Annotated in this window: 22 protein-coding genes and 1 pseudogene; 10 read left to right on the plus strand and 13 right to left on the minus strand. The window is 72.3% G+C overall.

Translation table 11 applies throughout. The annotated features are described in order from the left end of the window. Positions 1-97: 97 nt before the first annotated feature. Positions 98-1,516 carry a VWA domain-containing protein gene (locus tag ACLQ2N_RS14585; RefSeq protein WP_425812850.1) on the plus strand — a complete coding sequence of 473 codons (1,419 nt, stop codon included), beginning with the start codon at positions 98-100 and terminating at the stop codon, positions 1,514-1,516. On the opposite strand, the pseudogene ACLQ2N_RS14590 reads toward ACLQ2N_RS14585, so the two are convergent. The 3 genes and pseudogenes from ACLQ2N_RS14590 to aspS all read right to left on the minus strand — a co-directional run. After that, positions 1,465-1,818, minus strand: a pseudogene (locus tag ACLQ2N_RS14590) (ATP-binding protein); the annotation flags it as partial. The gene ACLQ2N_RS14585 and the pseudogene ACLQ2N_RS14590 overlap by 52 nt on opposite strands. Positions 1,819-1,863: 45 nt before the next feature. Then, complete coding sequence (locus ACLQ2N_RS14595) at positions 1,864-2,706, minus strand: L,D-transpeptidase family protein (protein ID WP_425812852.1); 843 nt, start codon at positions 2,704-2,706, stop codon at positions 1,864-1,866. A gap of 202 nt (positions 2,707-2,908) precedes the next feature. Beyond that, positions 2,909-4,690 (minus strand): aspartate--tRNA ligase, encoded by a 1,782-nt coding sequence (aspS, locus tag ACLQ2N_RS14600; RefSeq protein ID WP_425812854.1) that lies wholly within the window; start codon positions 4,688-4,690, stop codon positions 2,909-2,911. 151 nt (positions 4,691-4,841) lie between these two features. Between aspS and ACLQ2N_RS14605 the strand changes: the two genes are divergently transcribed. After that, the gene (locus ACLQ2N_RS14605; protein WP_425812856.1) at positions 4,842-6,956 is read left to right on the plus strand and encodes an ATP-binding SpoIIE family protein phosphatase; all 2,115 of its coding nucleotides are present in this window, start codon (positions 4,842-4,844) and stop codon (positions 6,954-6,956) included. On the opposite strand, the gene ACLQ2N_RS14610 is transcribed toward ACLQ2N_RS14605, so the two are convergent. The 3 genes from ACLQ2N_RS14610 to ACLQ2N_RS14620 form a co-directional block, all read right to left on the minus strand. Beyond that, on the minus strand, positions 6,953-8,023 hold the full coding sequence (locus tag ACLQ2N_RS14610) for an AI-2E family transporter (protein ID WP_425812858.1): 1,071 nt from the start codon (positions 8,021-8,023) through the stop codon (positions 6,953-6,955). The genes ACLQ2N_RS14605 and ACLQ2N_RS14610 overlap by 4 nt on opposite strands. 96 nt (positions 8,024-8,119) lie before the next feature. Then, the gene (locus ACLQ2N_RS14615; RefSeq protein ID WP_164402146.1) at positions 8,120-9,076 is read right to left on the minus strand and encodes a pirin family protein; all 957 of its coding nucleotides are present in this window, start codon (positions 9,074-9,076) and stop codon (positions 8,120-8,122) included. 152 nt (positions 9,077-9,228) lie between these two features. Continuing rightward, positions 9,229-9,669, minus strand: a complete 441-nt coding sequence (locus tag ACLQ2N_RS14620; protein ID WP_164402147.1) for an SseB family protein — start codon at positions 9,667-9,669, stop codon at positions 9,229-9,231. A gap of 148 nt (positions 9,670-9,817) precedes the next feature. On the opposite strand from ACLQ2N_RS14620, the gene ACLQ2N_RS14625 reads away from it, so the two are divergent. The 4 genes from ACLQ2N_RS14625 to ACLQ2N_RS14640 all read left to right on the plus strand — a co-directional run bounded on the left by ACLQ2N_RS14625 (position 9,818) and on the right by ACLQ2N_RS14640 (position 16,360). After that, positions 9,818-11,644, plus strand: a complete 1,827-nt coding sequence (locus ACLQ2N_RS14625; protein WP_425812861.1) for an acyl-CoA dehydrogenase — start codon at positions 9,818-9,820, stop codon at positions 11,642-11,644. A 128-nt stretch (positions 11,645-11,772) separates the two neighbouring features. Continuing rightward, on the plus strand, positions 11,773-13,071 hold the full coding sequence (locus ACLQ2N_RS14630; RefSeq protein WP_425812863.1) for a M18 family aminopeptidase: 1,299 nt from the start codon (positions 11,773-11,775) through the stop codon (positions 13,069-13,071). A gap of 124 nt (positions 13,072-13,195) precedes the next feature. Next, a complete protein-coding gene (locus tag ACLQ2N_RS14635) occupies positions 13,196-13,414 on the plus strand; it encodes a DUF6458 family protein (RefSeq protein ID WP_425812865.1) in 219 nt (72 codons plus the stop codon). Positions 13,415-13,525: 111 nt separating this feature from the next. Then, positions 13,526-16,360, plus strand: coding sequence for a BTAD domain-containing putative transcriptional regulator (locus ACLQ2N_RS14640; protein WP_425812867.1), 2,835 nt, complete (start codon positions 13,526-13,528; stop codon positions 16,358-16,360). 15 nt (positions 16,361-16,375) lie between these two features. Here the strand turns inward: ACLQ2N_RS14640 and ACLQ2N_RS14645 are convergent, their stop codons facing one another. Beyond that, positions 16,376-18,181 carry an NHL domain-containing thioredoxin family protein gene (locus tag ACLQ2N_RS14645; protein ID WP_425812869.1) on the minus strand — a complete coding sequence of 602 codons (1,806 nt, stop codon included), beginning with the start codon at positions 18,179-18,181 and terminating at the stop codon, positions 16,376-16,378. Positions 18,182-18,245: 64 nt separating this feature from the next. On the opposite strand from ACLQ2N_RS14645, the gene ACLQ2N_RS14650 reads away from it, so the two are divergent. Next, the gene (locus tag ACLQ2N_RS14650; protein WP_425812871.1) at positions 18,246-18,737 is read left to right on the plus strand and encodes an LURP-one-related/scramblase family protein; all 492 of its coding nucleotides are present in this window, start codon (positions 18,246-18,248) and stop codon (positions 18,735-18,737) included. A 64-nt stretch (positions 18,738-18,801) separates the two neighbouring features. Here the strand turns inward: ACLQ2N_RS14650 and ACLQ2N_RS14655 are convergent, their stop codons facing one another. Next, positions 18,802-19,596 carry a carbon-nitrogen family hydrolase gene (locus ACLQ2N_RS14655; RefSeq protein ID WP_425812873.1) on the minus strand — a complete coding sequence of 265 codons (795 nt, stop codon included), beginning with the start codon at positions 19,594-19,596 and terminating at the stop codon, positions 18,802-18,804. A 179-nt stretch (positions 19,597-19,775) separates the two neighbouring features. Here ACLQ2N_RS14655 and ACLQ2N_RS14660 point away from each other — a divergent pair, with 179 nt between their 5' ends. After that, complete coding sequence (locus ACLQ2N_RS14660) at positions 19,776-20,600, plus strand: maleylpyruvate isomerase family mycothiol-dependent enzyme (protein WP_425812875.1); 825 nt, start codon at positions 19,776-19,778, stop codon at positions 20,598-20,600. Between the two features lie 76 nt (positions 20,601-20,676). Here the strand turns inward: ACLQ2N_RS14660 and ACLQ2N_RS14665 are convergent, their stop codons facing one another. The 4 genes from ACLQ2N_RS14665 to ACLQ2N_RS14680 all read right to left on the minus strand — a co-directional run bounded on the left by ACLQ2N_RS14665 (position 20,677) and on the right by ACLQ2N_RS14680 (position 23,594). After that, positions 20,677-21,987 carry an MFS transporter gene (locus tag ACLQ2N_RS14665; RefSeq protein WP_425812877.1) on the minus strand — a complete coding sequence of 437 codons (1,311 nt, stop codon included), beginning with the start codon at positions 21,985-21,987 and terminating at the stop codon, positions 20,677-20,679. Then, positions 21,984-22,676 carry a GntR family transcriptional regulator gene (locus ACLQ2N_RS14670; RefSeq protein ID WP_425812879.1) on the minus strand — a complete coding sequence of 231 codons (693 nt, stop codon included), beginning with the start codon at positions 22,674-22,676 and terminating at the stop codon, positions 21,984-21,986. Before ACLQ2N_RS14670 ends, ACLQ2N_RS14665 begins: the two co-directional genes overlap by 4 nt. A gap of 73 nt (positions 22,677-22,749) precedes the next feature. Next, complete coding sequence (locus tag ACLQ2N_RS14675; protein WP_425812881.1) at positions 22,750-23,250, minus strand: GNAT family N-acetyltransferase; 501 nt, start codon at positions 23,248-23,250, stop codon at positions 22,750-22,752. A 23-nt stretch (positions 23,251-23,273) separates the two neighbouring features. After that, positions 23,274-23,594, minus strand: a complete 321-nt coding sequence (locus ACLQ2N_RS14680; RefSeq protein WP_425812883.1) for a hypothetical protein — start codon at positions 23,592-23,594, stop codon at positions 23,274-23,276. 209 nt (positions 23,595-23,803) lie between these two features. Here ACLQ2N_RS14680 and ACLQ2N_RS14685 point away from each other — a divergent pair, with 209 nt between their 5' ends. Then, positions 23,804-24,742, plus strand: a complete 939-nt coding sequence (locus ACLQ2N_RS14685; RefSeq protein WP_425812885.1) for a D-alanyl-D-alanine carboxypeptidase family protein — start codon at positions 23,804-23,806, stop codon at positions 24,740-24,742. A 54-nt stretch (positions 24,743-24,796) separates the two neighbouring features. Here the strand turns inward: ACLQ2N_RS14685 and ACLQ2N_RS14690 are convergent, their stop codons facing one another. Further along, positions 24,797-26,062: a PQQ-binding-like beta-propeller repeat protein gene (locus ACLQ2N_RS14690; protein WP_425812887.1), complete on the minus strand. Its 1,266-nt coding sequence runs from the start codon at positions 26,060-26,062 to the stop codon at positions 24,797-24,799. Positions 26,063-26,356: 294 nt separating this feature from the next. On the opposite strand from ACLQ2N_RS14690, the gene ACLQ2N_RS14695 reads away from it, so the two are divergent. Then, entirely contained in the window at positions 26,357-26,905 is a 549-nt protein-coding gene (locus tag ACLQ2N_RS14695; protein WP_425812889.1) for a DUF1062 domain-containing protein, read from the plus strand. The last annotated feature ends 1 nt before the right edge of the window (position 26,906 follow it).

Here is a 26,906-nt window from a genome sequence, read left to right on the forward strand (position 1 = left end):
CTTATCCGGCCGCTAACCTTACGTATCCGCCCTGGCCAGGGATCAATTCCCGCAGTACGGACATTCATCGCACCCAACTCACGCGAAAGGCTCGCCCATGGGCATTCGGAGCTTGCTGCGCAAGGTGTTCGGCCGTGACCGCACGGACCAGGACGACCCGACGACGGCCACGGTCCCGCCCCAGGGCGAGCACGCGGGTGCCACGGCGCCGGAGCCGGCCGAGGCACCCGTCACGGTCTCGGTGCCCGCCCCCGCGTCGTCGGACGAGGACACGAAGGCGTCCGGCGAGGCCACGAAGGCGCGGGACGAGGACGCCAAGGCGTCGGACCTGGTGGCTGCGGCCTTCGACAACCCGTCCGCCCCCACGGTCCCGGCCCAGGGCAAGGGCCCGGTCGCGGAGACCGAGACGCCGGTGGCGGCCGAGGCGCCCGAGGCGGAGGCCTCCGAGCCCGTGGCGGAGCCGGAGACGGTCGCGGAGGCCGCCGCCCCCGAGGCGGAGCCGGAAGCACCCGAACCGGCCGCCGAAGCCAAGGCACCCGAGCCCGTCGCGGAGCCCGAGGCGCCGGAGACCGAGGCGGCTGAGCCGGCCGCCGAGGCCATCGCGGCCCCCGAGCCGGTCGCGGCCACGGAGACCCCCGAGCCCGAGCCGGTGGCGGCGAGCGAGACCCCGCAGCCGGAGCCGGTGGCCGAGCCGGAGCCCGTCGCGGCGCCCGAGCCGCAGGCATCCGCCGAGCCGGAGCCCGTCGCGGCGCCCGAGCCGGCCGCCGAGGCACCGGCGCCGATCGTCATCGACATGGACCCGGAGCCCGAGGCGGCCACGGCCGCCCCCGCCGCCCCGGGCAAGCCCGCGCTCACCCTCGCCAAGGTCAAGGCGCGGGCGCCCGAGCTCGCGGGGGCGTACAAGGCGGCGCAGGCCGGGCTGAAGGCGCACGGGCTGACCGGGCTGCGCGCCACCGTCTACCTGGTCCTGGACCGCTCCGGCTCCATGCGCCCGTTCTACAAGGACGGCAGTGCCCAGCACCTGGGCGACCGCACGCTCGCGCTCGCCGCGCACCTGGACGAGAGCGCCACCGTGCAGGTCGTGTTCTTCTCGACCGACATCGACGGCACCGGCACGGTGGAACTGGACGGCCACGAGGGCCGGATCGACGAACTGAACGCGGGCCTCGGCCGGCTCGGCCGGACGAACTATCACCGCGCGGTCGAGGAGGTCGTCGCGCACTACGAGAAGTCCGGGTCGACCGGCCCCGCGCTGGTGGTCTTCCAGACGGACGGACCCCCGGACGTCCGGCAGGCCGCCCGCCAGGCGCTCGACGCGGCGGCCCGCCTGCCGCTGTTCTTCCAGTTCGTCGCGTTCGGCGAGAAGGACGCCAAGGGCTTCGACTTCCTGCGGAAGCTGGACACCCCGAACACCGGCTTCTTCCATGCCGGCCCCGCCCCCCGCGAGGTGCCGGACACCACGTTCTACCGCGAGCTGCTGGCGGCGCTTCCCGCGTGGGTGGCCGCGCGTTCCTGAGACGCCGGCAGGCGTACGGTCACGGCGAGCCCGGCCCCGGGGGCCGGCACCGCCGTGACCGTGCCGTCGTGGGCCGGCGCGATGGACCGCACGATCGACAGGCCGAGGCCGGAGCCCGGCCCCGTCCGGTCCTTGCCCTCGCCCCGGCGGAACGGCTCGAACAGCTTCCCGCGCACCGGGCAGGGCCGGGTGTCGAGCCGGACGCCCGGGTGCCGGACCGCCTCCTCCACCACCACCCGGGCCAGGTCCACCGGTTCCCGCTCGCTCTCGTCGAGCCCCCGCTCGCTGCGGGCCAGGACGAGCCCGCGCGCCACGCCGGTTTCGCAAAGCTCTCCGGCCGGGGCGGCTCAGCGGCCCAGCGACTCCGCGTCCCCCATCACGATGACGGGCTCCATGGCCGGGTCGAGGGCGCCCAGAAGTTCCTTCATCCGGTCCTCGGTGACTGACACACAGCCCTGGGTCGGCCCTCCGTGGTCCACGTGCACCCAGATCCCGCCCCCGCGCTCCTCGCCGAGAGGGCGGGTGTGGTCGAGCGGGGAGGCGCCGGGGAGGCGGTTGTAGTCGATGGCGACGACGTAGTCGAAGGAGCCCTCCAGCGGCTCTCCGTGGAACCCCTCGCCGGTCACGGCGAAGTCCGGGCTCAGGTCGTACGGGAGCGCGGTGTCCGGGGGCGCGAGGCGTCCGCCCGCCGCGGTCAGGGTGAAGACCCCGACGGGTGAGCGCAGATCGCCCTCCCAGTGCTCACCGGTCCAGCCGTTGAGGGCGTTGTGGGCGGGCCAGGGGCCCAGCGTGGCCCGCCAGCCCGGCCCGGCGGGTCCGTCCCGGGTGTAGAGGACGGCGGTCGAGCGGTTGGAGTCCGCCGAGTCCCCGGTCACCACGAACGCCTGCCGCGACGTGGCCGGAACCGCCGCCCGGGTCTTCGGTCCGAGGCCGGGCAGCTCCGTGGGCTGCGGGGAGGCCGCCGGAGCCGGCGGCACGGGCGTCGTCCCTCGCGACGGCACCCCTGCGGCGGACGCGGCGGCGTCGGGCGGTCCCGGTACGCCGTTGATCCGTACCTGCTCGGTGGTGGCACCGCTCATGTCCGTACCGGCGAAGCCACCCGCACCGCAGCCGGCGAGCAGCGCGAGCAGGACCAGGGAGCAGACGACGTGCGGCAGACGCAGGGGTGCGCGCGAAGGGGGCACGGGCACGGAGGGCTCCTCAGCAGTGGATGCGCCGGTGTCGGCCCACCCAGTCATTGCCGCCCACGTCGCCGCCCAATCCGGGGCGGAGCCCATCCGGCCGTAACCGTTCAGGTGATTCGTGTGCCTATTCGGCACCGACCGCGGCCCGTCACGCGAACAGCCCCCGGCCAGTGGCGGCCAGGGGCTGTTTCACGTGAAACAGGCGGAATTACTTCTGCGCGTCCTTCGCCGGCGCGGCCGGCTTGCGGAGCTGGATGTTGAGCTCGCGGAGGCGGGCCTCCTCCAGGACGGTGGGCGCGCCCATCATCAGGTCCTGGGCGTTGCCGTTCAGCGGGAAGGCGATCGTCTCGCGGATGTTCGGCTCGTCGGCGAGCAGCATCACGATGCGGTCGACGCCCGGGGCGATGCCACCGTGCGGCGGGGCGCCGAGGCGGAACGCCTTGAGCATGCCCGCGAACTCCTTCTCGACCGTCTCACGGTCGTATCCGGCGATCTCGAACGCCTTGATCATCAGCTCGGGCTCGTGGTTCCGGATGGCGCCGGAGGACAGCTCGATGCCGTTGCAGACGATGTCGTACTGCCAGGCGAGGATGTCCAGCGGGTCCTTCTCCTCCAGGTCCTTCAGGCCGCCCTGGGGCATCGAGAAGGGGTTGTGGGAGAAGTCGATCTTCCCGGTCTCCTCGTCCTTCTCGTACATCGGGAAGTCGACGACCCAGCAGAACCGGAAGACGCCCTCCTCGAAGTGGCCGGCCCGCTTGGCGGCCTCGACACGGACGGCGGACATGATCTTGGAGACCTCGTCGAACTCGCCCGCGCCGAAGAAGACGGCGTGCCCCGGAACGAGCGAGAGCCGCTCGGTGAGGGTCTTGACGTCGTTCTCGGTGAGGAACTTGGCGATCGGCCCGGCCAGCGTGCCGTCCTCGCCGACGCGGACCCAGGCGAGGCCCTTGGCGCCGTGCTCCACGGCGTACTCGCCGAGACCGTCGAAGAACTTGCGGGACTGGCCCGCCGTGTCCGGCACCGGAAGGGCACGGACGTGCTTGCCGGCGAACGCCTTGAACTCCGAGTCCGCGAAGACGTCGGAGATGTCGACCAGCTCCAGCTTGGCACGCAGGTCAGGCTTGTCGTTGCCGTACTTCAGCATCGACTCGCGGAACGGGATGCGCGGGAACGGCGAGGTGACGTGGCGGCCGTTGCCGAACTCCTCGAAGAGCTCGGTCATCAGCTTCTCGATCGGCTGGAAGACGTCCTCCTGCTCCACGAAGGACATCTCGACGTCGAGCTGGTAGAACTCGCCCGGCGAGCGGTCGGCGCGGGCGTCCTCGTCGCGGAAGCAGGGCGCGATCTGGAAGTAGCGGTCGAAGCCCGAGATCATCAGCAGCTGCTTGAACTGCTGCGGGGCCTGCGGCAGCGCGTAGAACTTGCCGGGGTTCAGCCGGGACGGGACGACGAAGTCGCGGGCGCCCTCGGGGGAGGTCGCGGTGAGGATCGGCGTCGCCATCTCGTTGAAGCCGAGGGCGACCATCTTGGACCGGATCGAGGCGATCACGGCGGAGCGCAGCATGATGTTGCGGTGCATGCGCTCGCGGCGCAGGTCCAGGAAGCGGTACTCCAGGCGCCGCTCCTCGTTCACGCCGTCCTCGGCGTTGATCGTGAAGGGCAGCGGGCCGGCCTCGCCCAGCACCTCGACCTCGGAGACCTCGATCTCGATCTCACCGGTCGGCAGGTCCGGGTTGACGTTCTCGGCGCCGCGCGCCGAGACCGTGCCGTCGATCCGGACGACGGTCTCCTTGGTGAGCTTCGCCAGGGCCTCGTTGCCCGGCGTGCCGGGCCGGGCGACGAGCTGCACGAGACCGTAGTGGTCGCGCAGATCGATGAAGAGGATGCCGCCCAGGTCTCGGCGATTGTGCAGCCAGCCGCTCAGCCGGACGTCGGTGCCGACGTCAGAGGCGCGGAGCTCGCCGCAGGTGTGGGACCTGTACCGATGCATCGTCGTTCATCCAGTCTTCGCGGTTGGGGGCAATTCAGCCCTCCCAGGCTACCGCCCGCGACCGGAGCGTTTCATTGCCATTGGCCGCACCAAGATCGTCCGCGAGGCCGCACCCGCGCCCTTGCCGCGCATGCCGGTTTAAAGTGGGGCAATGCGCACCGAGGACGTGCTGGCCGCGACCGCGACCGGGCTGTGGCGCTGGGACAACGGAGCCGGGACGGTCACGCTGGACGCGGAGGCCGCCCGTCTGCTGGAGCTGCCCGCCGAGCCCGGCGACTTCCGCGAGTCGGAGGTCCGCTCCCGTTTCCACCCCGTCGACTGGAACGAGATCGCCGGGGTGATCAACGTCGCCGTGGCCGAGGGCACCCTGGCGGAGGCCCGGCTGCGCATCGTGGACGGCAGCGGCCGGGTCCTGCGTACCGTGCGCAGCCGCTCCAAGCCCGTCCCGGCCGGCGAGGGCCGCCAGGACTACGTGCTCATCGGCACGCTCCAGGAGGTCGCCGAGCCCCCTCCGGGCACCGTCGGGACGCACACCGCCATCACGGGCGACTGGCGGCGCTCCCGCGAGGCGTTCCTGCTCGACGCGGGGCGGGCCCTGGCGGAGGCCGGGTCCACCACGGAGGTGCTGCGGGTCGCCTACTCGCTCTCCATGCCCGGGTTCTCGCCGGACGGCCTCGCGGTCTTCGGCGTCGAGGGCGAGCGCCTGACCGTCGTCGGGCAGCACGGACACTCCCTCAGCGACGAGGGGCCCTTCACCGACATGCCGCTGGACACGGACTACCCGGCCACCGAGGTCGTCCGGACCGGCCGGGCGATCTATCTGCCGACGCCCGAGGACTACCGCGCCCGCTACCCCGCCACCTGGCCGCTGGCCCGGCGGTTCGGACGCCGTTCCTGGGCCTTCCTGCCGCTGACCGTGTCCGGGCGCACGATGGGCGCCTGGATGGCCGGCTTCCGGCACCCGGTGGCGTTCTCGCCGGACGAACGGTCGGTGCTGACGACCGTGGCCCGGATGCTCGCCCAGGCCCTGGCCCGGGCGAGCGCCGCCGACACCGAGCGGGAGCTGTCGCTGGACCTCCAGCGCACGATGATGCCCTCGCTCGGCCCGGACATCCCCGGGATGACCGTGGCGGCGCGCTATGTGCCGACGGGCGGCGGCCTCCAGGTCGGCGGCGACTGGTACGACCTGATCCCGCTGCCCAGCGGCCGCATCGCCCTCGTGATCGGCGACGTCCAGGGCCATGACGTGCGGGCGGCGGGCCTCATGGGCCAGCTCAGGATCGCGCTGCGCGCGTACGCCTCCGAGGGGCACCGCCCCGACGCGGTGCTGGCGCGCGCCTCGCGCTTCCTCTCCGGCCTCACCGACCCCGGCGAGGACGACGAGGCCACGGCCGCACGGTTCGCGACCTGCCTGTACGCGGAGGCCGACCCGGAGACCGGGGTGCTGGACATCGCGCGGGCCGGCCACCCCGACCCCGTGGTGATGACCGCCGACGGCACCGCCGTCATCCGTCAGACCGAGGGCGGCCTCCCCTTGGGCGTCGAGGCGGACGCGGACTATCCGACGACGCGGATCGTCCTGGAGGCCGGGGAGACGATCATGCTCTGCACGGACGGGCTGATCGAGACCGGCGGCCACGACCTCGCCTCCGGCTGGGTCCGGCTCCGGCCGATCCTGGAGCGGCACACCGGCGACCTGGAGAAGCTGGCGGACGCGCTGGTGCAAGCGGTGCACGGGCCCGGCTCGCACTACACGACCGGGCCGCTCCCGGACCGGCGCGAGGACGACGTCGCGGTCCTGCTGCTCCGCCGCGAGGGCACCGGCACGTCCCCGGCGGCGCCCCGGCGGACCGCGCTCTCCATCGCCCAGGCCGAACCGGAGCGGATCTCGACGGCCCGGCAGCTGCTGCGGGAACTGCTGCACGACTGGGCGGACCCCGACCAGGTCGACGCGGCGGTGCTGCTGCTCTCCGAGGTCGCCACGAACGTCCTGGTGCACACGGACGGGGACGCGCTGATGGTCGCCCAGGCGACCGGGACGCCGGGGGAACGGTGTCTGCGCGTGGACGTGTCCGACGGCAGCGACGAGCTGCCGCACAAGCGGCGGCCCGGCGAGATGGCCTCCAGCGGCCGGGGCCTGGTGCTGATGGAGATGCTCGCGCACAAGTGGGGGGTCGACCCGCGCGGTGCCGGCAAGTCGATCTGGTTCGAGCTGAACGAGGCCGAGCACCCGGAACCGGCGTTCCCCGGCCTGGACCTGGACTAAGGGCTGCCCTCCTGAGCGTCCGGCGCGACGCGGCCACCGTTGCGGAGCTCGCCGATGATGCCGAAGGCCGCCGCGCAGAGCGGGACGGCGAGCAGCATCCCGAGGATGCCCGCGACGCTCGCGCCCGCCGTCAGCGCGATGAGGATCATCGCGGGGTGCATCTGGACCGTACGGCTCTGGATCATCGGCTGCAGGATGTGGCCCTCCAGCACCTGGACGGCGAGGACCACGCCGAGCGCCCAGAGCGCGATCGCGAACCCCCGGTCCGCGAGGGCCACCAGGACGGCGACCGCGCCGGAGATGAACGCGCCGAGGTACGGGATGTAGGCGCCGACGAGCACCAGCGCGCCGAGCCCCACCGCGCCCGGCACCCGCAGGATCAGCAGCCCGACCGTGATGCAGACGGCGTCGATCAGGGCGATGAGCGTCGTCCCGCGCATGAAGCCCTCGACGGCCTCGAAGGCCCTCCGGCCCATCGCCTCGACCATGTCGCCGGTGCCGCGCGGGGCGATGGTGTGGGCGAGGTTCGCGGCCCGGTCCGCGTCGCGCAGGAAGAAGAAGGTGAGCAGCAGGGCCAGGACGCTGGTCGCGACGAGGGAGCCGACGACGCTGATACCGGTGAGGAGTCCGCCCGCCGCGGTGGCGCCGAACTTCTCGACCAGCTTGCGGCCACTGGCCTCCAGGTCGTTCAGGTCGATGTCGTCCGCGACCTGGAAGTGGTCGGCCACCCACTGCCCGGCGTCCTTCAGCGACTGGACGATCTGGTCACCGGTCTCCACGAGCGCGGCGACGACGATGTAGCCCGCACCGCCGACCACGGCGAGCAGCACGGCACAGGTGATCGCGGCGGCCAGCGAACGGTTCACCCCGTGGGCGGTCATCCGGCGGTGGACGGGCCCGAGCAGCGCCGTACCGAGCAGGGCGAGCAGCACGGGGGTGACGGCGGTCTTGAGGATGATGCACAGCCAGACGGCGACGGCGGCGACACCGGTGACCAGCAGGACGACACCGCACCAGGCGGCGGTCCGCCGGGCGCCGTCGGGCAGGAGTGGCTTCGGGGTCTGCACCCTTCCAGCCGATCACGGCCCGGCAGCGGTGTCCCGCCCGCGCCGCCGTACGAGTGACGGGGCGTCACACGCCGACGACGGGAGCGGGAGGGCGGGTCACATGCCGTGGACGGCGGGCACGGTACCGAGGCGGCCGGCCTGGAAGTCCTCGAACGCCTGCTTCAGTTCGGCCTGGCTGTTCATCACGAACGGCCCGTAGTGCGCCATCGGCTCGCGGATGGGGCGGCCGCCGAGCAGGACGACCTCCAGGTCCGGGGTGTGCCCGTCCTGCTTCTCGTCGGCACGCACGGTCAGCGAGGAGCCGGCGCCGAAGACGGCGGTCTGGCCCATGTGGACCGGCCGGCGCTCCGCACCGGCGGAGCCGCGCCCGGCGAGCACGTACGCGAGGCCGTTGAAGTCCTCGCGCCAGGGCAGCGTCACCTCGGCGCCGGGGCGCACGGTGGCGTGGATCATCGTGATCGGGGTGTGCGTGATGCCGGGGCCCTCGTGACCGTCCAGCTCACCGGCGATCACGCGGAGCAGCGCGCCGCCGTCCGGGGAGGCGAGCAGCTGGACCTGGCCGCCGCGGATGTCCTGGTAGCGGGGGGCCATCATCTTGTCGGCCTTCGGCAGGTTCACCCAGAGCTGGAGGCCGTGGAAGAGGCCGCCGGACATGACCAGGGACTCCGGCGGCGCCTCGATGTGGAGGAGCCCGGATCCGGCGGTCATCCACTGGGTGTCGCCGTTGCCGATGGTGCCACCGCCACCGTGGGAGTCCTGGTGGATGAAGCTGCCGTCGATCAGGTAGGTCACGGTCTCGAAGCCGCGGTGCGGGTGCCAGGGCGTGCCCTTCGGCTCGCCCGCCGCGTACTCCACCTCACCCATCTGGTCCATCATGATGAACGGGTCGAGGTACTTGTAGTTGATGCCCGCGAAGGCGCGGCGGACGGGGAAACCCTCGCCCTCGAAGCCGCTCGGCGCCGTGGTCACGGCGAGCACGGGGCGGGCCGCGGCGTCGCCGGAAGCGGCCACCTTGGGCAGGGTCAGCGGGTTCTCGACGGTCACTGCGGGCATGGGAGCCACCTCCGGGGGACTGTTCTGCCATCAATTTAGTTGAACGGTGAACATCTTGCAAGGCGCCCCCATTCCCGCGCACCCCCGGACAGCCGGAAGGGGTCCGTACCGAGAGCGGTACGGACCCCTTCCGGAAGCCTTCGGCCGGTGGATCAGCCGTACATACGGCGCATCGCGAAGTCGACCATCTGCTCGACGGCCTTCGCGTCGAAGACCATCCGGTGCTCGCCCTCCATGTCCAGGACGAAGCCGTAGCCGGTGGGCAGCAGGTCGATCACCTCGGCGCCGGTGATCACGAAGTACTTGGAGTCCTTGCCCGCGTACAGCCGCAGTTCCTTGAGCGTGGTGAACATCGGGATCACGGGCTGCTGGGTGTTGTGCAGCGCGAGGAAGCCCGGATTGTCGCCCCGCGGGCAGTAGACCTTCGAGGTCGCGAAGATCTGCTGGAAGTCCTCGGCGGCCAGCGAGCCGGTCGTGAAGGCCCGTACCGCGTCACCCAGCGACGGCGGCGAGGGTTCGGGGTACAGCGGCTGCTCGCCGTAGCCGCCCCCCATCGGCTGCTGCGCGCCCTGGTTCTGGTCGTAGCCGTACATGGGACAAAGAGTAATCGGCCACATCGGGGGCTCGGGGGGTTGCGTCTTATTACTGACGGGTAGCATCATCGTAGAGGTCACCTGATACGTCCGGGCCACCCCTCCACGGGGCGCTGCGCGCCACTGCTATTGATTACGGAGCCTTCCCATGGGGCACTACAAGTCGAATCTCCGCGACATCGAGTTCAACCTCTTCGAGGTCCTCGGGCGCGACAAGCTGTACGGCACCGGACCGTTCACGGAGATGGACGTCGACACGGCGAAGAGCATCCTCGAGGAGGTCGCCCGCCTCGCCGAGAACGAGCTCGCCGACTCCTACGCGGACGCCGACCGCAACCCGCCGGTCTTCGACCCGGAGACCAGCACGGCCCCGGTCCCCGACACGTTCAAGAAGTCGTACCAGGCATTCATGGACTCCGAGTACTGGCGCCTGGGCCTGCCGGAGGAGATCGGCGGCACCACCTCGCCCCGCTCCCTGATCTGGGGTTACGCGGAGCTGCTGCTCGGCTCCAACCCGGCCGTCTGGATGTACTCCTCGGGCCCCGCGTTCGCCGGCATCCTCTTCGAGGAGGGCAACGAGGCCCAGAAGAAGATCGCCGAGATCGCCGTCGAGAAGCAGTGGGGCTCGACGATGGTGCTGACCGAGCCGGACGCCGGCTCCGACGTCGGCGCCGGGCGCACCAAGGCCGTCGAGCAGGAGGACGGCTCCTGGCACATCGAGGGCGTGAAGCGCTTCATCACCTCGGGCGAGCACGACATGTCGGAGAACATCCTCCACTACGTGCTGGCGCGTCCCGAGGGCGCGGGCCCGGGCACCAAGGGCCTCTCCCTCTTCCTGGTCCCGAAGTACCACTTCGACTGGACCACCGGCGAGCTGGGCGAGCGCAACGGCGTCTACGCGACGAACGTCGAGCACAAGATGGGCCTCAAGGCGTCCAACACCTGCGAAATGACGTTCGGCGACCGCCACCCCGCCAAGGGCTGGCTCATCGGCGACAAGCACGACGGCATCCGCCAGATGTTCCGCATCATCGAGTTCGCCCGCATGATGGTCGGCACGAAGGCCATCGCCACCCTCTCCACGGGCTACCTGAACGCGCTGGAGTACGCCAAGGAGCGCGTCCAGGGCACCGACCTCTCGCAGTTCATGGACAAGGCCGCGCCGAAGGTCACCATCACGCACCACCCCGACGTGCGCCGCTCGCTGATGACGCAGAAGGCATACGCGGAGGGCATGCGCGCCCTCGTCCTCTACACCGCCTCCGTCCAGGACGCGATCCAGGAGAAGGAGGCCGCGGGCGAGGACGCCAAGGCGCTGCACGGCCTCAACGACCTGCTCCTCCCGATCGTCAAGGGCTACGGATCCGAGAAGTCGTACGAGCAGCTGGCGCAGTCGCTCCAGACGTTCGGCGGTTCCGGGTACCTCCAGGAGTACCCGGTCGAGCAGTACATCCGCGACGCCAAGATCGACACCCTGTACGAGGGCACGACGGCCATCCAGGGCCAGGACTTCTTCTTCCGGAAGATCGTCCGCGACCAGGGCGCCTCGCTCAACGCGCTTTCCGAGGAGATCAAGAAGTTCCTCGCGGGCGCCCAGGACAACGAGGAGCTGTCCGGTGCGCTGGACAGCCTCGCGAAGGCCGCGGTGGATCTGGAGGCGATCGTCGGCACGATGATCAACGACCTCACCGCGACCGGCGAGGACGTCAAGAACATCTACAAGGTGGGCCTCAACACCACCCGCCTGCTGCTGGCCTCCGGCGATGTCGTCGTCGGCTACCTGCTGCTCAAGGGCGCGGCCGTGGCCGCCGAGAAGCTGCCGACGGCCTCCGCGAAGGACGCCGCCTTCTACCAGGGCAAAATCGCCGCCGCGAAGTTCTTCGCCGCGAACGTCCTCCCGGGGGTCGGCGCCGAGCGCGCGCTCGCCGAGTCCGTCGACAACTCCCTGATGGAGCTGGACGAGTCGGCCTTCTAGGACGTGTTTCGCACATCCACCGGCCGCCGCCCCCGGATCCGTTTCCGGGGGCGGCGGCCGCACGATGCCCGCGGTGACCGGGGGGCGACGGGGAATCCTTTCGGCCACGTCTGGCTACAGTGAAGAACATGAGTTCCTCCCCCCGCTTCGACCGCGGGCACACCGACGATCTGATGGCCTTCCTGATGGCCTCCCCCTCCCCGTACCACGCCGTGGCGACCGCCGCGGCGCGCCTGGAGAAGGCCGGATTCCGGCAGGTGGAGGAGACCGCGGCCTGGGACGGAACCACGGGCGGCAAGTACGTTCTGCGCGGTGGCGCGATCGTCGCCTGGTACGTGCCGGAGGGCGCCGGGGCGCACACCCCGTTCCGGATCGTCGGCGCGCACACCGACTCGCCGAACCTCCGGGTCAAGCCGCTTCCGGACAGCGGGGCGTACGGCTGGCGCCAGGTCGCCGTGGAGATCTACGGCGGCACCCTCCTCAACACCTGGCTGGATCGCGACCTCGGTCTCGCCGGCCGGATCTCGCTCCGCGATGGCACGGACCGGCTGGTCTGCGTCGACCGCCCGCTGCTGCGCGTGCCGCAGCTCGCCGTGCACCTGGACCGGTCGGCCAACACCGACGGGCTCAAGCTGGACCGGCAGAAGCACATGCAGCCGATCTGGGGGCTCGGGGACGTCGAGGAGGGCGACCTCATCCGGTTCGTCGCCGAGGAGGCGGGCGTCGACGCCGAGGACATCACCGGCTGGGACCTGATGCCGCACCCCGTCGAGCCGCCGTCCTACCTGGGCCGCGACCGCGAGCTGGTGGCCGGTCCGCGCATGGACAACCTTCTCTCGGTGCACGCGGCGACCGCCGCGCTCGCCGCCGTCGCCGGACAGCCCGACGCCGAGCTGCCGTACATCCCGGTGATGGCCGCCTTCGACCACGAGGAGAACGGCTCGCAGTCGGACACCGGAGCGGACGGGCCGCTGCTCGGCACGGTCCTGGAACGCTCGGTGTTCGCCCGCGGCGGCGGTTACGAGGACCGCGCCCGCGCCTTCGCCGGCACGGTCTGCCTCTCCTCCGACACCGGCCACGCGATCCACCCGAACTACGCGGAGCGCCACGACCCCACGCACCACCCGGTGGTCAACGGCGGACCGATCCTCAAGGTCAACGTCAACATGCGGTACGCCACCGACGGCGGCGGCCGGTCCGTGTTCGCCGCGGCCTGCGAGAAGGCGGGCGTGCCGTGGCAGACGTTCGTCTCCAACAACGCGATGCCCTGCGGCACGACGATCGGCCCGATCACCGCCGCCCGGCACGGCATCAAGACCGTCGACATCGGCGTCGCCATCCTGTCCATGCACAGCGCCCGCGAACTGTGCGGCGCGGACGACCCGTACCTCCTCGCGAACGCGCTGGCCGCGTTCCTGGCCGGCTGACCGCCGGGGTTTTAAGAGCCGGCGGGAGGCCCCCGAGCCTCCCGCCGGCGCATGCTCGTCACCGGGCCGGGTACGCGCTCCGTACACGGCCCGGAGGTCCCGGGCCGCCTGGGAGGCGGAACACATGGGACTCGGCGGATGCATTCTCCTCATCGGCGCGGGAGCGATCCTCGCCTTCGCGACCGACTGGCAGCTGGACACCGTCAACGTCGACCTGGTCGGCTGGATCATGATGATCGTCGGCGTCATCGGCGTCTTCGTCTACGCGAGCGTCATCCGACGCCGCCGCATGGTCGTGCCGCCCACCACGACGGTCGTCTCCGACGACGAACGGCGCCTGTGACCGGGGGCGATCCGGCCACACCCCCGGGACACCGCGGCGGAATCCCCGATATTCTGGGCGCTTGTCCGTGACCCGGAACCGGGCGCGTCAGACCCGGAAGGGGAGCCGCTCGTGGAGTTCCGGCTGCTCGGCACCGTCTGCGTCGACACGCTGACCGGGCCGCTGCCCCTCGGCCCCGCCAAGCGCCGCAGCCTGCTCGCGGCCCTGCTGCTGCACGCCAACACGCCCGTGTCCATGGCACGGCTGACCGACTGCCTGTGGGACGACGAGCCTCCGCTCCACGCCCGCACGGTCATCCAGGGCCACGTCTCCCGCCTGCGCGCCCTGCTGGTCGGCGCGGACGCGCAGGCGTACGGGGTGGAACTGGCGACACTCGGCGACGCGTATGTGCTCCGGGCGCCCGAAACCCTGCTGGACTCCCAGCGGTTCGAGGAACTGCTGATGCTGGCCCGGGAGCAGCGGGGCCCCGCCGACACGGTGCTGATGCTGAAGGAGGCCCTGTCGCTCTGGCAGGGCCCCGCCCTCACCGGCACCTTCGCGAGCGCCCCGCTCCAGGCGGCCGCCCACGCGCTGGAGGAGTCCCGCCTCTCGACGGTCGAGCAACTGGCCCGCGCCTACGGGAAGCTGGGCGAACACCACCGCGCCGCGGCGGCCCTCCGCGCGGAGGCCGTCGCCCACCCCATGCGCGAATCCCTGGCGGCGGCCCTGATGACCGCCCTCCACCGCTCGGGCCGCCAGTCGGAGGCGCTGGACTGCTTCCACCGCACCCGCCGCCTGCTCGCGGACGAACTGGGCGTCGACCCGGGCCGCGAGCTGGCGGACGCGTACGCGCGCATCCTGCGCGGGGAGGGGAGCACGGGCGCGCCCGGCACGTTCGCGTACGCCTCCGGCAAGGCCCCGGCCGATGAGGCCGGCACGGCGGCCCCCGGAACCGGCGGGCCCGGCGCGCCGCAGGCCGTCGCTCCCCGGGGGCCCGTCGCGCCGACGCAGGTCCCGCCCTCCCCGTACACCGCCCAAGGCGCACCCGCGGCCGTCGCCGATCTGCTGCCCCGCGCGCCGCGCGGGTTCCACGGGCGGGGGGCCGAGCTGACCGCGCTGTCGCGGGCGGCGGCCGGGGAGGCGCCCGTCTGTCTGGTCACCGGACCGGCCGGGGTCGGCAAGACCGCGCTGGCGCTGCACTGGGCGCGCCGGTCCCCGGCCGCCTTCCCGGACGGGCGGCTCTTCGCGGATCTGCGCGGATTCGGGGAGACCGCCGAGCCGACCCCGCTCGAAGTGCTGAGGGAGTTCCTGCTCGCGCTCGGTGTCGCGCCCCGGCGGGTGCCGGAGTCCGTGGCCGGGGCGGCGGCGCTGTTCCGCTCGCTCACCGACCGGCTCAGCCTCCTCGTCGTGCTGGACAACGCCCGCGACTCCGCACAGGTCAGGCCGTTGCTGCCGGGCGGCGCGGACTGCGTCACGCTGGTCACCAGCCGGCACCGGCTCGACGGGCTGATCGCCTCGGAGGCCGCCGTGCCGGTCCCGGTGGACGTACTCGAACCGCCGGACGGCACCGCGCTGCTGGCCGGGGTGCTCGGCGAGGAACGGGTCCTCGCGGAACCGGTGGCGGCCCGGCGGCTCGCCGATCTGTGCGGCGGGCTGCCCCTCGCGCTGCGGGTGACGGCGGCCCGGCTGGCGGGCCGCCCGCAGTGGACGCTGGCCGCCATGGCCGACGAACTCGCGGACGAGCGCAGCCGGCTGTCCTATCTGGACGTGGAGGACACCGGTGTGTCCGCCTCCCTGCGGCTCACCGTGCAGCAGCTGCCGCCGGACGCCGTCCACCATCTGGGCCGGCTCGGCCACCACCCGGGCAGCCACTTCGACCCGTACACCGCTGCCGCGCTCGCCGGCAGCGACCCGGTCACCGCCGGGGCCGCGCTGGAACGCCTCGCCGCCGCCCATCTGGTCACGGAGGCGGGCCCCGGGCGCTGGATACTGCACGACCTGGTGCGGCTGTACGCACGGGGACTCGACCCGTCGGCGGCGCCGAACGCGCTCATCGGCGTGCTGGACCACTACATCGCCACCGCGCTCGCCGCCGCCGACACGGCGGAACCGGGCGGCGAGCCCTGCTTCGTGCTGCCCGACGACTTCCACGCGCCCGTCGCCACCCGGGACTTCACGGACCGCGCGGAGGCGATGAGCTGGCTGACCGCCGAGCGCGAGGACCTGGCCCTGGCAGCCGCCGCGGCCCGGGCGGCCGGGCTCGACGACCGCGCGTGGCGGATCATCCTGCTCCAGTGGCCTCATGTGGTGTGGCGGGTGCGGGACGGCTGGGCCCCGGTGCTGGAAGTGGCCCTGGCGGCGGCCGTCGCCCGCGAGGACCCGTACGCCGAGTCCCGGGTCCGCAATCTGCTCGGCTGGGTGCTCACGGAGGAGGGCAGGACCGGTGAGGCCGTCGCCATGCTCGAACCCTCGCCCGGTCTCGCCCGGCTGGCCGACGACCGGCTCGGCGAGGCGACGGCGCTCATCAACCTGGCCCTCGTGCAGGCCGAGCAGGGCGGCCTGGACATGGCGATGGAGGGCTGCGCACGGGCCCTCCGTCTGGCCCGGGAGGAGCCCGACGCGCACACGGAGATGCTCGCGCTCCAGCACCTGGCCCGGATGCAGCTGTCGGCGGGCCGCCCGCAGGACGCCCTGGACTCCGCCCGGACCGCCTTCGACCTGGGCCCCGAGCACGAGGAGACGGCCCGCCGGGTGCTGCTGCTGACCGTCAGCGGCGAGGCCCGCCTCGCCCTGGGAGTGGAGGAGGAGGGCGTCCGGCTCCTGGACGAGGCGGCCACGGAGGCGGAGCGCGCCGGCTACGACGAGGGCGCGCTCCGGGCCCTGGAGGCGTTGCTGCGGGTGACGGCGAGCCCGGACCACGTACGCCGCCACACCGAGGCGGCCCGCCGCCTGACGGCGGACGGCTGACCCGAGGGAAGGGCGCTACGCGTCCATCCCCGCGAGCACCAGCGGCAGCCGGGCCGTTCCGCCCTCCGTGACGCGGAGGGGGACGCCCCAGTCCTGCTGGTGGACGTGGCAGGCCGGGTACTCGTTGGCGGGGTCGTCGTCGCAGGACGCGGCCATCGCGGAGACGTGCAGGACGCCCTCGGTGACGCCGTCCGCGAGGACGAGGGCGCGGAAGAGGTCGGTGCCGGCGCCCTCGCCCTCGGCCAGCAGCCCGGGCGGGGTCGAGGAGACCAGCAGCCGGGTCGAAGGACCGTAGCGGGTGTCCAGCTTCTGCCCGGCCGGCGCCTGGAAGACGACGTCGAGCCGGAGCGCGCCGGGGGCGACCTCGGTGGCGGCCCGCTGCGTGCGGTGCGCCTGTTCGGCGACGCGGACCGCCTCCTCGGGCAGCCGCAGCCGGGTCAACCGGTGCCGGGCGGACTCCACGACGACGAGGTCGCCGTCCACCAGCACGGCGTCACTGGGCTCCCGCAGGTCCGTGGCCAGGGTGGTGACCTCACCGCTCGCCGGGTCGTACCGGCGCAGGGCGTGGTTGTACGTGTCGCAGACGGCGACGGACCCGTCGGGCAGGGCGGTGACGCCGAGGGGGTGCTGGAGCAGGGCCTGCTCAGCGGCGCCGTCCCGGTGGCCGAAGTCGAAGAGGCCGGTGCCGACGGCGGTGTGCACGGCGCCCTCGCGGTCGACCCAGCGCAGTGCGGACGTCTCCGAGTCGGCGATCCACAGCCGCTCCTCGGTCGCCGCGAGCCCGGACGGCTGGGCGAACCACGCCTCCGCGCCGGGGCCGTCGACCAGGCCCTCGTTGGTGGTCCCGGCGGCGACGCGCACGGTGCCGTCCTCGGGGTCGTACGTCCACAGCTGGTGCACGCCGGCCATGGCGATCCAGAGCCGGCCCTCGAACCAGGCGACGTCCCACGGCGAGGAGAGGTCCACCTCGCGGGCCGGGCCGCTGGTGGGCGCCCCCTGCCACCACTGGCGGCCGGTGCCGGCGAGGGTGGTCGTCTCCCCGGTCGCGAGGTCGAGGGCGCGGAGGGCGTGGTTGACGGTGTCGGCGACCGCGATCCGCCCGTCGGGCAGCGGGGCGAGCCCCTGCGGCTCACTGAACCGGACCTCGTCCGGCCCGCCGTCCGCGAAGCCGCGGTCGCCCGTCCCGAAGTGCCGGCGCACGGTCTCCCCGTCCGGGTCCAGCTCGACCAGCCGGTGCCGGGTGGTGTCGGAGACCAGGAAGCCGCCGTCCGCGAGCAGCAGGGCCTTGCCCGGGAACCGCAGATGCGTGGCCACCGGCTCCGGCGCCACGTACGGCCCGTCCCCGCGCCGCAGGGTGCCCTTCGCCGCGTGCTCCGCCTCCAGCTCCTCGACCAGCTTCTCGATGGCGTGTGCGTGGCCCTCGCCGGCGTGCTGGGCGACGACATAGCCCTCGGGGTCGATGACGACGAGCGTGGGCCAGGCGCGTACCGCGTACTGCTTCCAGGTGGCCAGCTCGGGGTCGTCGAGGACCGGGTGGTGGACCTCGTACCGCTCGACCGCGTCCACGACCGCCTGGTGCTCCGCCTCGTGCACGAACTTCGGCGAGTGCACACCGATGATCACGACGGTGTCGCGGTGCTTCTCCTCCAGCTCGCGCAGCTCGTCGAGGACATGCAGGCAGTTCACACAGCAGAAGGTCCAGAAGTCGAGGATGACGATGCGTCCTCGCAGGTCAGTGAGGGTGTACTGCCGGTCGCCTGTATTGAGCCAGCCGCCCTTGCCGATGAGTTCGGGGGCCCTGACGCGTGCACGTGTTGCCATGAGACCAGTCAACAGCACCGTGGCGTTCCCGCATTCCGCAGGTGGCTCAGGGAACCTGTGAGCCATGAGACTTCTCGTGCGTGAGCGGCTGTTCGGCATCGGTGACGACTACTGGATCGAGGACACGGAGGGCCGCAAGGTCTTCCTGGTCGACGGCAAGGCCATGCGGGTGCGGGACACCTTCGAGCTGAAGGACGCGCAGGGCCGCATCCTCGTGGAGATCCGCCAGAAGCTCCTGAGCCTGCGCGACACGATGCTGATCGAGCGGGGCGGCGAGCAGCTCGCCAAGGTCAAGAAGAAGCACCTTTCGCTGCTGCGGAACCACTACCGCGTGACCCTCGCGGACGGCACGGAGCTCGACGTCAGCGGCAAGATCCTGGACCGCGAGTTCGCCGTGGACTACGACGGCGAACTGCTGGCCCAGATCTCCCGCCGCTGGCTGACCGTCCGGGACACGTACGGCATCGACATCGTGCGGGACGACGCCGACGCGTCGCTGCTGATCGCGGTGGCGGTCTGCGTGATCGTGCTCGCGGAGAAGGAGCACGACGACTGAGCGGCATGCCGGCACGCGAAGGGCCCTGTTTCACGTGAAACCGTGAAACAGGGCCCTTCGCGTGTCAGACGGTCGGCGCGGCCAGCCCGAGCCGTCGGTCTTTCAGCGCCGGGAACTGCTCCCGGGTCGCGGCGGCCGTGGCCGGGTCGAACTCGACGGTCAGCACCTCCTCGTCCGCGCCCGCCTCCGCGAGCACCTCGCCCCACGGGTCCACGGCGAGGGAGTGGCCGGCCTGCTGGATGCCCGCGTGGGTGCCGGCGGTGCCGACGGCCAGGACGTACGACTGGTTCTCGACGGCGCGGGCCTGCGCGAGCAGGGTCCAGTGGGCGCGGCGGCGCTCCGGCCAGCCGGCCGCGACGACCAGGGTTTCGGCACCGGCGTCGACCAGGCCCCGGAAGAGCTCCGGGAAGCGGAGGTCGTAGCAGGTCGCCAGGCCGAGCGTGGTCGCCGGGAGGGGGACGGTGACCAGGTCCTCGCCCGCGCCCATCATGACCGCCTCACCCCGGTCGAAGCCGAAGCGGTGGATCTTGCGGTAGGCGGCGGCCCGCTCGCCCTCGGGGGTGAAGACGAGCGTGGTGTTGTAGAGGGTGCCGTCCTCGGCCCGTTCCACGAAGGAGCCGGCGTGCAGCCAGACCCCGGCTTCAGCGGCGGCCTTGGCCATCACCTCGTGCGTCGGGCCCGTCAGCGGCTCGGCCTCGTCCTCGAAGGCCGTGTAGGCGAAGGCTCCGACCGGCCACAGTTCGGGGAGGACCACCAGGTCCGCGCCCCGCTGCGAGGCGACCAGGGAAGCGGCGCGTTCCCTGCGGGAATCAGCCGGTTCGTCCGGGTCTACTGCGATCTGGATGAGGGAGGCGCGCACACTACCACCGTCCTGGCATTCGAGCCGTCAACACCGGCCTACGATCGTCACACGAAAGCACTGCCGGGGTGCCTGCTCGCAGCGTAACTTAGCCACCGAACCTCATCGCCGCCCGCAGCCCGCAGCCCGACCGTCCGCGCCCAGTTGCCCATGCACCGCAGAACCGCACGAGGGGTCCCGTGACCGTCCATCCCAGCCTCCAGACCTACGCCGACGCCTGGACCCACTCCATCGAGTCGATAGCCGAGCTGGTGAGCCCGCTCGCCGAGGGGGAGTGGAACGGCCGCACACCCTGCCCCAACTGGTCCGTGCGCGACATCGTGTCGCACATCATCGGGATGGAGTGCGAACAGCTCGGCGACCCGCGTCCGATCCACACCCTGCCGCGCGACCTGTTCCACGTGCAGAGCGAGTTCGCCCGCTACATGGAGATGCAGGTCGACGTCCGGCGCCACCACACCGCGCCGGAGATGACCTCCGAGCTGGAGTACACGGTCATCCGCCGCTCCCGGCAGCTGCGGAACGAGACGCGGGACCCGGAGACCATGGTGCGGGCGCCGCTGGGCGCCGAGCAGACCCTGGAGACGGCGCTGCGGATGCGCGCGTTCGACGTCTGGGTGCACGAGCAGGACCTGCGGACGGCCCTGGGCAGGCCCGGCAACCTGGACTCCCCCGGCGCGCTCGTCGCCCGCGACGTCCTGCTGCAAGGGCTGCCGAAGGTGGTGGCCAAGAGCGCCGGCGCACCGGCCGACTCCGCCGTGGTGCTGGACGTACACGGGCCGCTGGAGTTCATGCGCACCGTGCGGGTCGACGCCGAGGGGCGCGGTTCGCTGGACGTCGCCCCGTCGCTCGGGCCCGTCGTGACGCTGTCCATGGACTGGGAGACATACGTACGGCTGGCCTGCGGCCGGGTGCGGCCCGCCGCCGTCGCGGACCGGATCAAGGCCGAGGGCGATCAGGAGCTGGCCGACGCCATCCTCCAGCACTTCGCCGTCACCCCGTAGCCCCGCAGGAGCCCCGGCACACAGCGGCGCCCGCCCCCGCGACGGGGGACGGGCGCGCCGCCGTTCAGGGGCCGGATCACGCCGGCACGTGCACCGCCTCCACCCGGCTGACCACATGGTGGTCGCGCTCGCGGCGCGCGGCCCTCGCGCGCAGCCGCAGGATCTGCGTGACGCCCAGCGCCTCCAGGACGAAGACCGACGAGAACGCCACCCGGTAGTTGTCACCGGTCGCGTCCAGCAGCACGCCGACCGCCAGCAGCGTGGTCATCGAGGCGACGAAGCCGCCCATGTTGACGATGCCGGACGCGGTGCCCTGGCGCTCCGGCGGGTTGGCCGGGCGGGAGAAGTCGAAGCCGATCATCGAGGCCGGGCCGCACGCCCCGAGCACCAGGCACAGGACGACCAGCAGCCACATCGGCGCATGGTCCCCGGGGTGGAAGATCGTCGCCGCCCACAGCGCGGCCGTCGTGCCGACCGTGCCGAGGGCGAGCGGGACGCGGGCCGCGTGGTGACGGGCGATCACCTGCCCGTAGACGAGCCCCAGCGTCATGTTCGAGAGCACCACCAGGGTCAGCAGCTCACCGGCCGTCCCGCGGCCGAGCCCCTGGTCCTCGACCAGGAAGGGCATGCCCCACAGCAGCAGGAACACCATCGCCGGGAACTGCGTGGTGAAGTGCACCCACATCCCGAGCCGGGTCCCGGGCTCGCGCCAGGAGGCGGCGATCTGCCTGCGCACGTACGCCCCGGCGGCGTGCTGCGCGGGCGGAGGCTCGTAGCCCTCGGGGTGGTCCTTGAGGAAGAGGAGGAGCAGCACCAGCACCACGACCCCGGCCAGCGAGCTGCCCACGAAGGTGGTCGTCCAGCCGAAGCCGTGCAGGGCGCGGGCGATCACCAGCGTGGAGATCAGGTTGCCCGCCATCCCGAAGAGGGCGGCGACCTGGCTGATCAGCGGCCCGCGCCGGGCGGGGAACCAGCGCGTGCCCAGCCGGAGCACGCTGATGAACGTCATCGCGTCGCCGCAGCCCAGCAGCGCCCGGGACGCGAGCGCCGTGCCGTACGTGGGGGAGAGCGCGAAGCCGAGCTGGCCGAGGGTGAACAGGACGGCCCCGAGGGCGAGGACCTTCTTGGTGCCGAGCCGGTCGACCATCAGGCCGACGGGTATCTGCATGCCCGCGTACACGAGCAGCTGGAGGATCGAGAAGGTGGAGAGCGCCGAGGCGTTGACGTCGAACCGGTCGGCGGCGTCGAGGCCGGCGACGCCGAGGCTGGTCCGGAAGATGATGGCGACGAAGTAGACGGCGACGCCGATGCCCCAGATCCTGACGGCACGCCGGCCGCCAGGCGGGTCACCGGGCAGGGGCAGGGTGGGTGCGGCGGCGGAACTCACCGGTCATCACCCCGGACCAGCACCTTGACCCGGCCGACGTGGCGGCGCACGACCTGGGCGGCGAACTCCGCGTCCCCGGACCTGATCGCCTCCAGCAGCTCGCTGTGCTCCGCGATGTTGGCGGCGATCCTGTCCGGGTGGGCCTCCATCACGGCGACGCCCATCCGCAGCTGGCGGTCGCGCAGCTGGTCGTAGAGACGGGACAGGATCTCGTTGCCCGCGTGGCGGACGATCTCGGCGTGGAAGCAGCGGTCCTTGACGGAGACGGTGGCCAGGTCGCCGGCGTCGGAGTAGTGCCGCTGCTCCTCCAGGAGCGCTTCCAGCCGGCTGATCAGCTGCGGGGACGCGGGCACCGCCTTGCGGGCGGCGAACTCCTCGACCAGCAGGCGGGTCTCCACCACGTCCGCGATCTCCTGGGCGGAGACGGCGAGCACCAGGGCGCCCTTCTTCGGGTAGAGCTTGATGAGCCCTTCGACCTCAAGGCGCAGCAGTGCCTCGCGCACCGGCGTGCGCGAGACCCCCACGGCCTCGGCGAGGCCGCCCTCGGTGAGCAGGGTGCCGCCCTCGTAGCGGCGGTCCAGGACGGCGTCCTTGACGTGCGTGTAGACGCGGTCGGCAGCCGGCGGCTGCTTCGCGGGCGGGGTGAGGGGGGCGGGGCCGGGGGATGTGGAGGGTGCGGGGGCTGGCATGCGTACAGCATAGATACAACATGCACGCAAGCGTCCCGCCGTCCACGATGCGGGCGAGGGGCCGGGCCGCCGGCTACCGCTCGCACGCCAGCAGCAGCGTCGTGCCGCCGTCCTCCTCGGCGATGTCCCTGACGTGCTGGAACCCCACCTTCCGCAGGGCCGCCAGCGAGGCCGCATTCGGCTCGGCCACGGTCGCGTACACCTGGTCCAGGCCCAGCACCTCGAAGCCGTACGCGACGACCGTCCGCGCCAGTTCGGTACCGAGGCCCTGGCCCCACGCCTCGGGTGCGAGGCCGTAGACCAGCTCGTATCCCTCGACGGCCTGGGCCGGTTTGATCTCCGCGTGGCCGATCGTCCGGCCGCCTCGGCGCACGGCCCAGACGTCGAAGCCCTCGCTGCCGTAGGCGTGCGTGAAGATGCGGGAGAACGTGGTCCTGTACCGCTCCTCGGGCCAGGGTCCGTCACCCATCCACCGGGAGACGCGGGGGTCCAGGAAGAGGGCGACGAACGCCTCCTCGTCGGCGGGCGCATACGGTTCGAGGACCAGGCGTTCACTGCGCAGGGAAGGCGTCATGCCCGGGGACGCTATCCCAGCCGCTACGCGGTCGGCCCGTCGTTTTCCACCAGCCGCAGCGTCGGGCGCTGGGGCGCGAACTCGCCGAGGCCGAGCGCCGCCTCGCGCCAGTGCGCGGCCAGTTCGAGCAGGCGCTCCTCGTCCTGCCGACAGTCCGGCTCCGGCACGGCCGGCACGGTCCGCCACAGGATCGTCGCGGCGAAGCGGACCGCGTGCAGTGCGGCCGTCGTATGCGCCTCGACCCCGTCCTCGCCCAGCTGCCGCAACGCCTCCAGGCGCTCGGCGAGGGCGAGGAGCTCGCCGTATGCCCTGACGGACTCCTGCGCACGCACGACATCGTCCACGGTTGCCTCCGGCCTCTGGGGCGCTCGGATGTGACGCCGATCGTAGTCCCTGGCCACCGCGCGCCATCGCCGCGCGAACGCTCCGCCGCCCCTGGATGTCGTAAAAAATCACCCGCGCACGGGCCCAACCAAGCGGTGCGGTCGTTCGTCTTATCAGCGCGGCGGCACCCTCATGTGGCCGCCTTCCAGGGGCATTTGGAGCGTTCAACTTGAAACTCGGCATTAAGGGCATAAGGCGCGGTTCGGCGACCGTCACGGTGGCCCTCACCACGGGCGCCCTGATCGCGGGCGGCGCGTTCGCCTCCACGGCGCAGGCCGCCGCTCCTAGGGCGCCCTACTTCGCCAAGGCACGGGCCGCCGCGCCCAAGGCGCCCTCGATCGTCGCCAAGGGCGGCTTCGTGATGAACAACGGCACCGGAAAGACGCTGTTCACCAAGGCCGCGGACACCCGCCGCTCCACCGGCTCGACGACGAAGATCATGACCGCGCGCGTGGTGCTGGCCCAGAAGGGCCTGAACCTGGATTCCAAGGTCACGATCCAGAAGGCGTACAGCGACTACATCGTCTCCAAGGGCGCGTCCTCGGCGCGTCTCATCGTGGGCGACAAGGTCACCGTGCGCCAGCTGCTCTACGGCCTCATGCTGCCGTCGGGCTGCGACGCCGCGTACGCGCTGGCCGACAAGTTCGGCTCCGGCACGACGCGCGCGGCGCGCGTGAAGTCGTTCATCGGCAAGATGAACAGCACCGCCAAGGCCCTCGGCCTGAAGAACACGCACTTCGACTCGTTCGACGGCATAGGGAACGGGTCCAACTACTCGACCCCGCGCGACCTGACGAAGCTCGCGAGCAGCGCGATGAAGTACTCCACGTTCCGCACGGTCGTGAAGACGAAGTCGACCAAGCAGAAGGTCACGACGAAGAGCGGCGGCTACCGCTACATGTCGTGGAGCAACACCAACAAGCTGCTGGGCACGTACAGCGGTGCGATCGGTGTGAAGACGGGCTCCGGCCCGGCGTCCAAGTACTGCCTGGTCTTCGCCGCGACCCGCAAGGGCAAGACGGTGATCGGCACGGTCCTGACCTCGTCGTCGGAGACGAACCGCATCTCGGACGCGAAGAAGCTGATGGACTACGGCTTCAAGAAGTAGGCCGCCCGGTACGCGTAGGGGCCCCGCACACCGCGGTGCGCGGGGCCCCTTCCGTCACCGCACGGCCGGGATGAACCGCGTCCCCTCCACGCCGCCGTACCGGTCGATCTCGATCGGCGCCGCGTTCGGCTCGGTCTCGCGGTCCTTGCCCGTGTTGCCGTCCAGGACGACCGGCCGCTCGCCCACCTCCCCGTACAGGGCGCCGTGCCAGAACCCGGTGACCTTCGGCACCGACCGGCCGGAGTGGTCGGGCAGCACCCACGTGTGCCGGAACGTGGTGGCGTCGAAGACCACGATCCCGCGGTCCGACGCGCGGTACCCGTGCTTGGAGCACGCGACCAGCGACCGCGCGTCGTCCAGGCACCGCCAGTCCCGGCTGTCGAAGCTCACCCGCGTCCCACCGGTCACCGCGTCCACGACGACCGTCCGGTCGTCGAGGTTCGCACTCAGCAACTTCGGCGCGGCGTGAGCGGGCTGCCGGGCGTCGGCCACGGTCCACCGCCGCTTCCCCGTCTCCGCGTCGACGCCCAGCAGCCGGCCCTTGGCGTAGCCGGTCTCCTCACCGCCGGCCACGACGCCCCCGGCGAGGTTCAGTGCGCGGTAGCCGCCCTTCTTCCAGCGGACGGCCCCGGTGGCGGGGTCGAGGGCGTACGTGGTGTCCGCGTCGGTGACGACCGCGGTGCCGGCGTCCACTCCGACGACCTGCGGCGCGAGGTTCCCGTCGGCGCCGATGGCGGTGGCGGCGAGCCCGGTGGAGCTGGGGTCGGAGGGGATCTCGGCCGACCAGGTCTTCTTGCCGGTGGCGGTGTCGACGGCCAGCAGCTCGATCACGTTTCGGGTCGGCATGGTCCCCTCGCCCGCGACCTCGCGGTTCCACGCGGCGTACGCGGTCCTCCCGTCCTCCGAGACGAGCGGCGGCACCCGCTCGACCCCGAAGCCGCCCCGGTCGGCCTCGTTCTTCGTGTCGACGTACCACTTGGTATCGCCGGTCAAGGTGTCGACCGCCTCCAGCCCGTCCCCGGCGGCGATGTACGCGACCCCGTCCACCAGCGTCACCGCGGGCCGCAAAGCCTCTCCGCTCGACGTGCTCGGCTGCCCGGCACCGGTCAGGTCGACCGCGTTCCCCTCGAAGCGCACGGGCGGGTCGAACGCGCGCCGCGCCGGCTTCCTCGCCTCCCCGCCGCCCTTGCGCCCCTCGGCCGCCTTCGCACCGGGCGCGCCGTCACCGCCGCCGCCCCCGCAGCCGGTCAGCGCCACCGCCGCCAGCACGGCCCCGGCCGTGACGACGCCCCAGCGGCGTGCCGTCCCTCTCCCGTCCATCGCTCCCCCTGGCCCACTCTTCGCGCTCTTTGCGATCACAACGACCCTAGCGGCTCGGGCACTTGGGCGCCGAGGCCGCCCGGCGAAATCCGGTGGCAGCCCCCCGGCCCACCCCGCTACCGTCCAGCCGGGCCCCCTGCCGTGCGCGGTGCGGCCCCGCATCCGCCGTCCCCTGGAAGGGCGTTCCGTTGTACATCGCGTGAGACCTCCCCACTGCTGATCTGTCGCGCGTCGCGCCTGTGCGCCGCGCTGCTTCCTGCTGCGGATTTCTCACCCGGAAACCGGTGTACACCTGTGCTCATCCATTGGGCCGTCATGCCCACACGCCTGCCCCTCGTCCTGCGCCGCTGCCACTCCTGCGCGTCCGGAACCTTCCGGCCGCACGGCACGTTCCGCGTCAACGCGAACCACAAGCTGCTGGACGCCTGGCTCCTCGCGCTCTGCACGGGGTGCGGGGACACCACCAAGGTCGCGGTCCTGGAGCGCGCGCACGTCCGCTCCGTACGCCCCGAGCTGCTGGACCGGATGCACGCCAACGACCCTGCCCTCGCGCGCGAACTGCTCCAGGACGGCGTCGTGCGGCGCCGCAACCGCATCGCCCTCGACTGGACGGGCGCCTGGCGCCTGGACACCGGGGGCGACACCCGCCCGGAGCACGAGGCGATCGACGTGTCGGTCCGCTTCGGGGCCCGGATACCGCTCCGTCCGCTGCGCCTGATCGCGGACGGCTTCGGGCTCTCCCGGGCCGATACGGAACGCCTGCTGGCCGAGGGGAACCTCGTCTCGGCGGCGCGCCTGACCGGGCGGACGTCGAGCGGCTTCGGCTTCCTGCTGAAGCGGTGAG

This window comes from Streptomyces sp. DT224, from assembly GCF_049844595.1.
In the GTDB taxonomy this organism is placed as follows: domain Bacteria; phylum Actinomycetota; class Actinomycetes; order Streptomycetales; family Streptomycetaceae; genus Streptomyces.

Coding starts and splice junctions, on each gene's coding strand:
- ACLQ2N_RS14645 (WP_425812869.1), bottom strand. CDS start 18,181: ATGGCAACACGTGCACGCGTCAGGGCCCCCGAACTCATCGGCAAGGGC.
- ACLQ2N_RS14670 (WP_425812879.1), bottom strand. CDS start 22,676: ATGCCAGCCCCCGCACCCTCCACATCCCCCGGCCCCGCCCCCCTCACC.
- ACLQ2N_RS14675 (WP_425812881.1), bottom strand. CDS start 23,250: ATGACGCCTTCCCTGCGCAGTGAACGCCTGGTCCTCGAACCGTATGCG.
- ACLQ2N_RS14630 (WP_425812863.1), top strand. CDS start 11,773: ATGAGTTCCTCCCCCCGCTTCGACCGCGGGCACACCGACGATCTGATG.
- ACLQ2N_RS14625 (WP_425812861.1), top strand. CDS start 9,818: ATGGGGCACTACAAGTCGAATCTCCGCGACATCGAGTTCAACCTCTTC.
- ACLQ2N_RS14620 (WP_164402147.1), bottom strand. CDS start 9,669: ATGTACGGCTACGACCAGAACCAGGGCGCGCAGCAGCCGATGGGGGGC.
- ACLQ2N_RS14585 (WP_425812850.1), top strand. CDS start 98: ATGGGCATTCGGAGCTTGCTGCGCAAGGTGTTCGGCCGTGACCGCACG.
- aspS (WP_425812854.1), bottom strand. CDS start 4,690: ATGCATCGGTACAGGTCCCACACCTGCGGCGAGCTCCGCGCCTCTGAC.
- ACLQ2N_RS14690 (WP_425812887.1), bottom strand. CDS start 26,062: ATGGACGGGAGAGGGACGGCACGCCGCTGGGGCGTCGTCACGGCCGGG.
- ACLQ2N_RS14650 (WP_425812871.1), top strand. CDS start 18,246: ATGAGACTTCTCGTGCGTGAGCGGCTGTTCGGCATCGGTGACGACTAC.
- ACLQ2N_RS14605 (WP_425812856.1), top strand. CDS start 4,842: ATGCGCACCGAGGACGTGCTGGCCGCGACCGCGACCGGGCTGTGGCGC.
- ACLQ2N_RS14635 (WP_425812865.1), top strand. CDS start 13,196: ATGGGACTCGGCGGATGCATTCTCCTCATCGGCGCGGGAGCGATCCTC.
- ACLQ2N_RS14615 (WP_164402146.1), bottom strand. CDS start 9,076: ATGCCCGCAGTGACCGTCGAGAACCCGCTGACCCTGCCCAAGGTGGCC.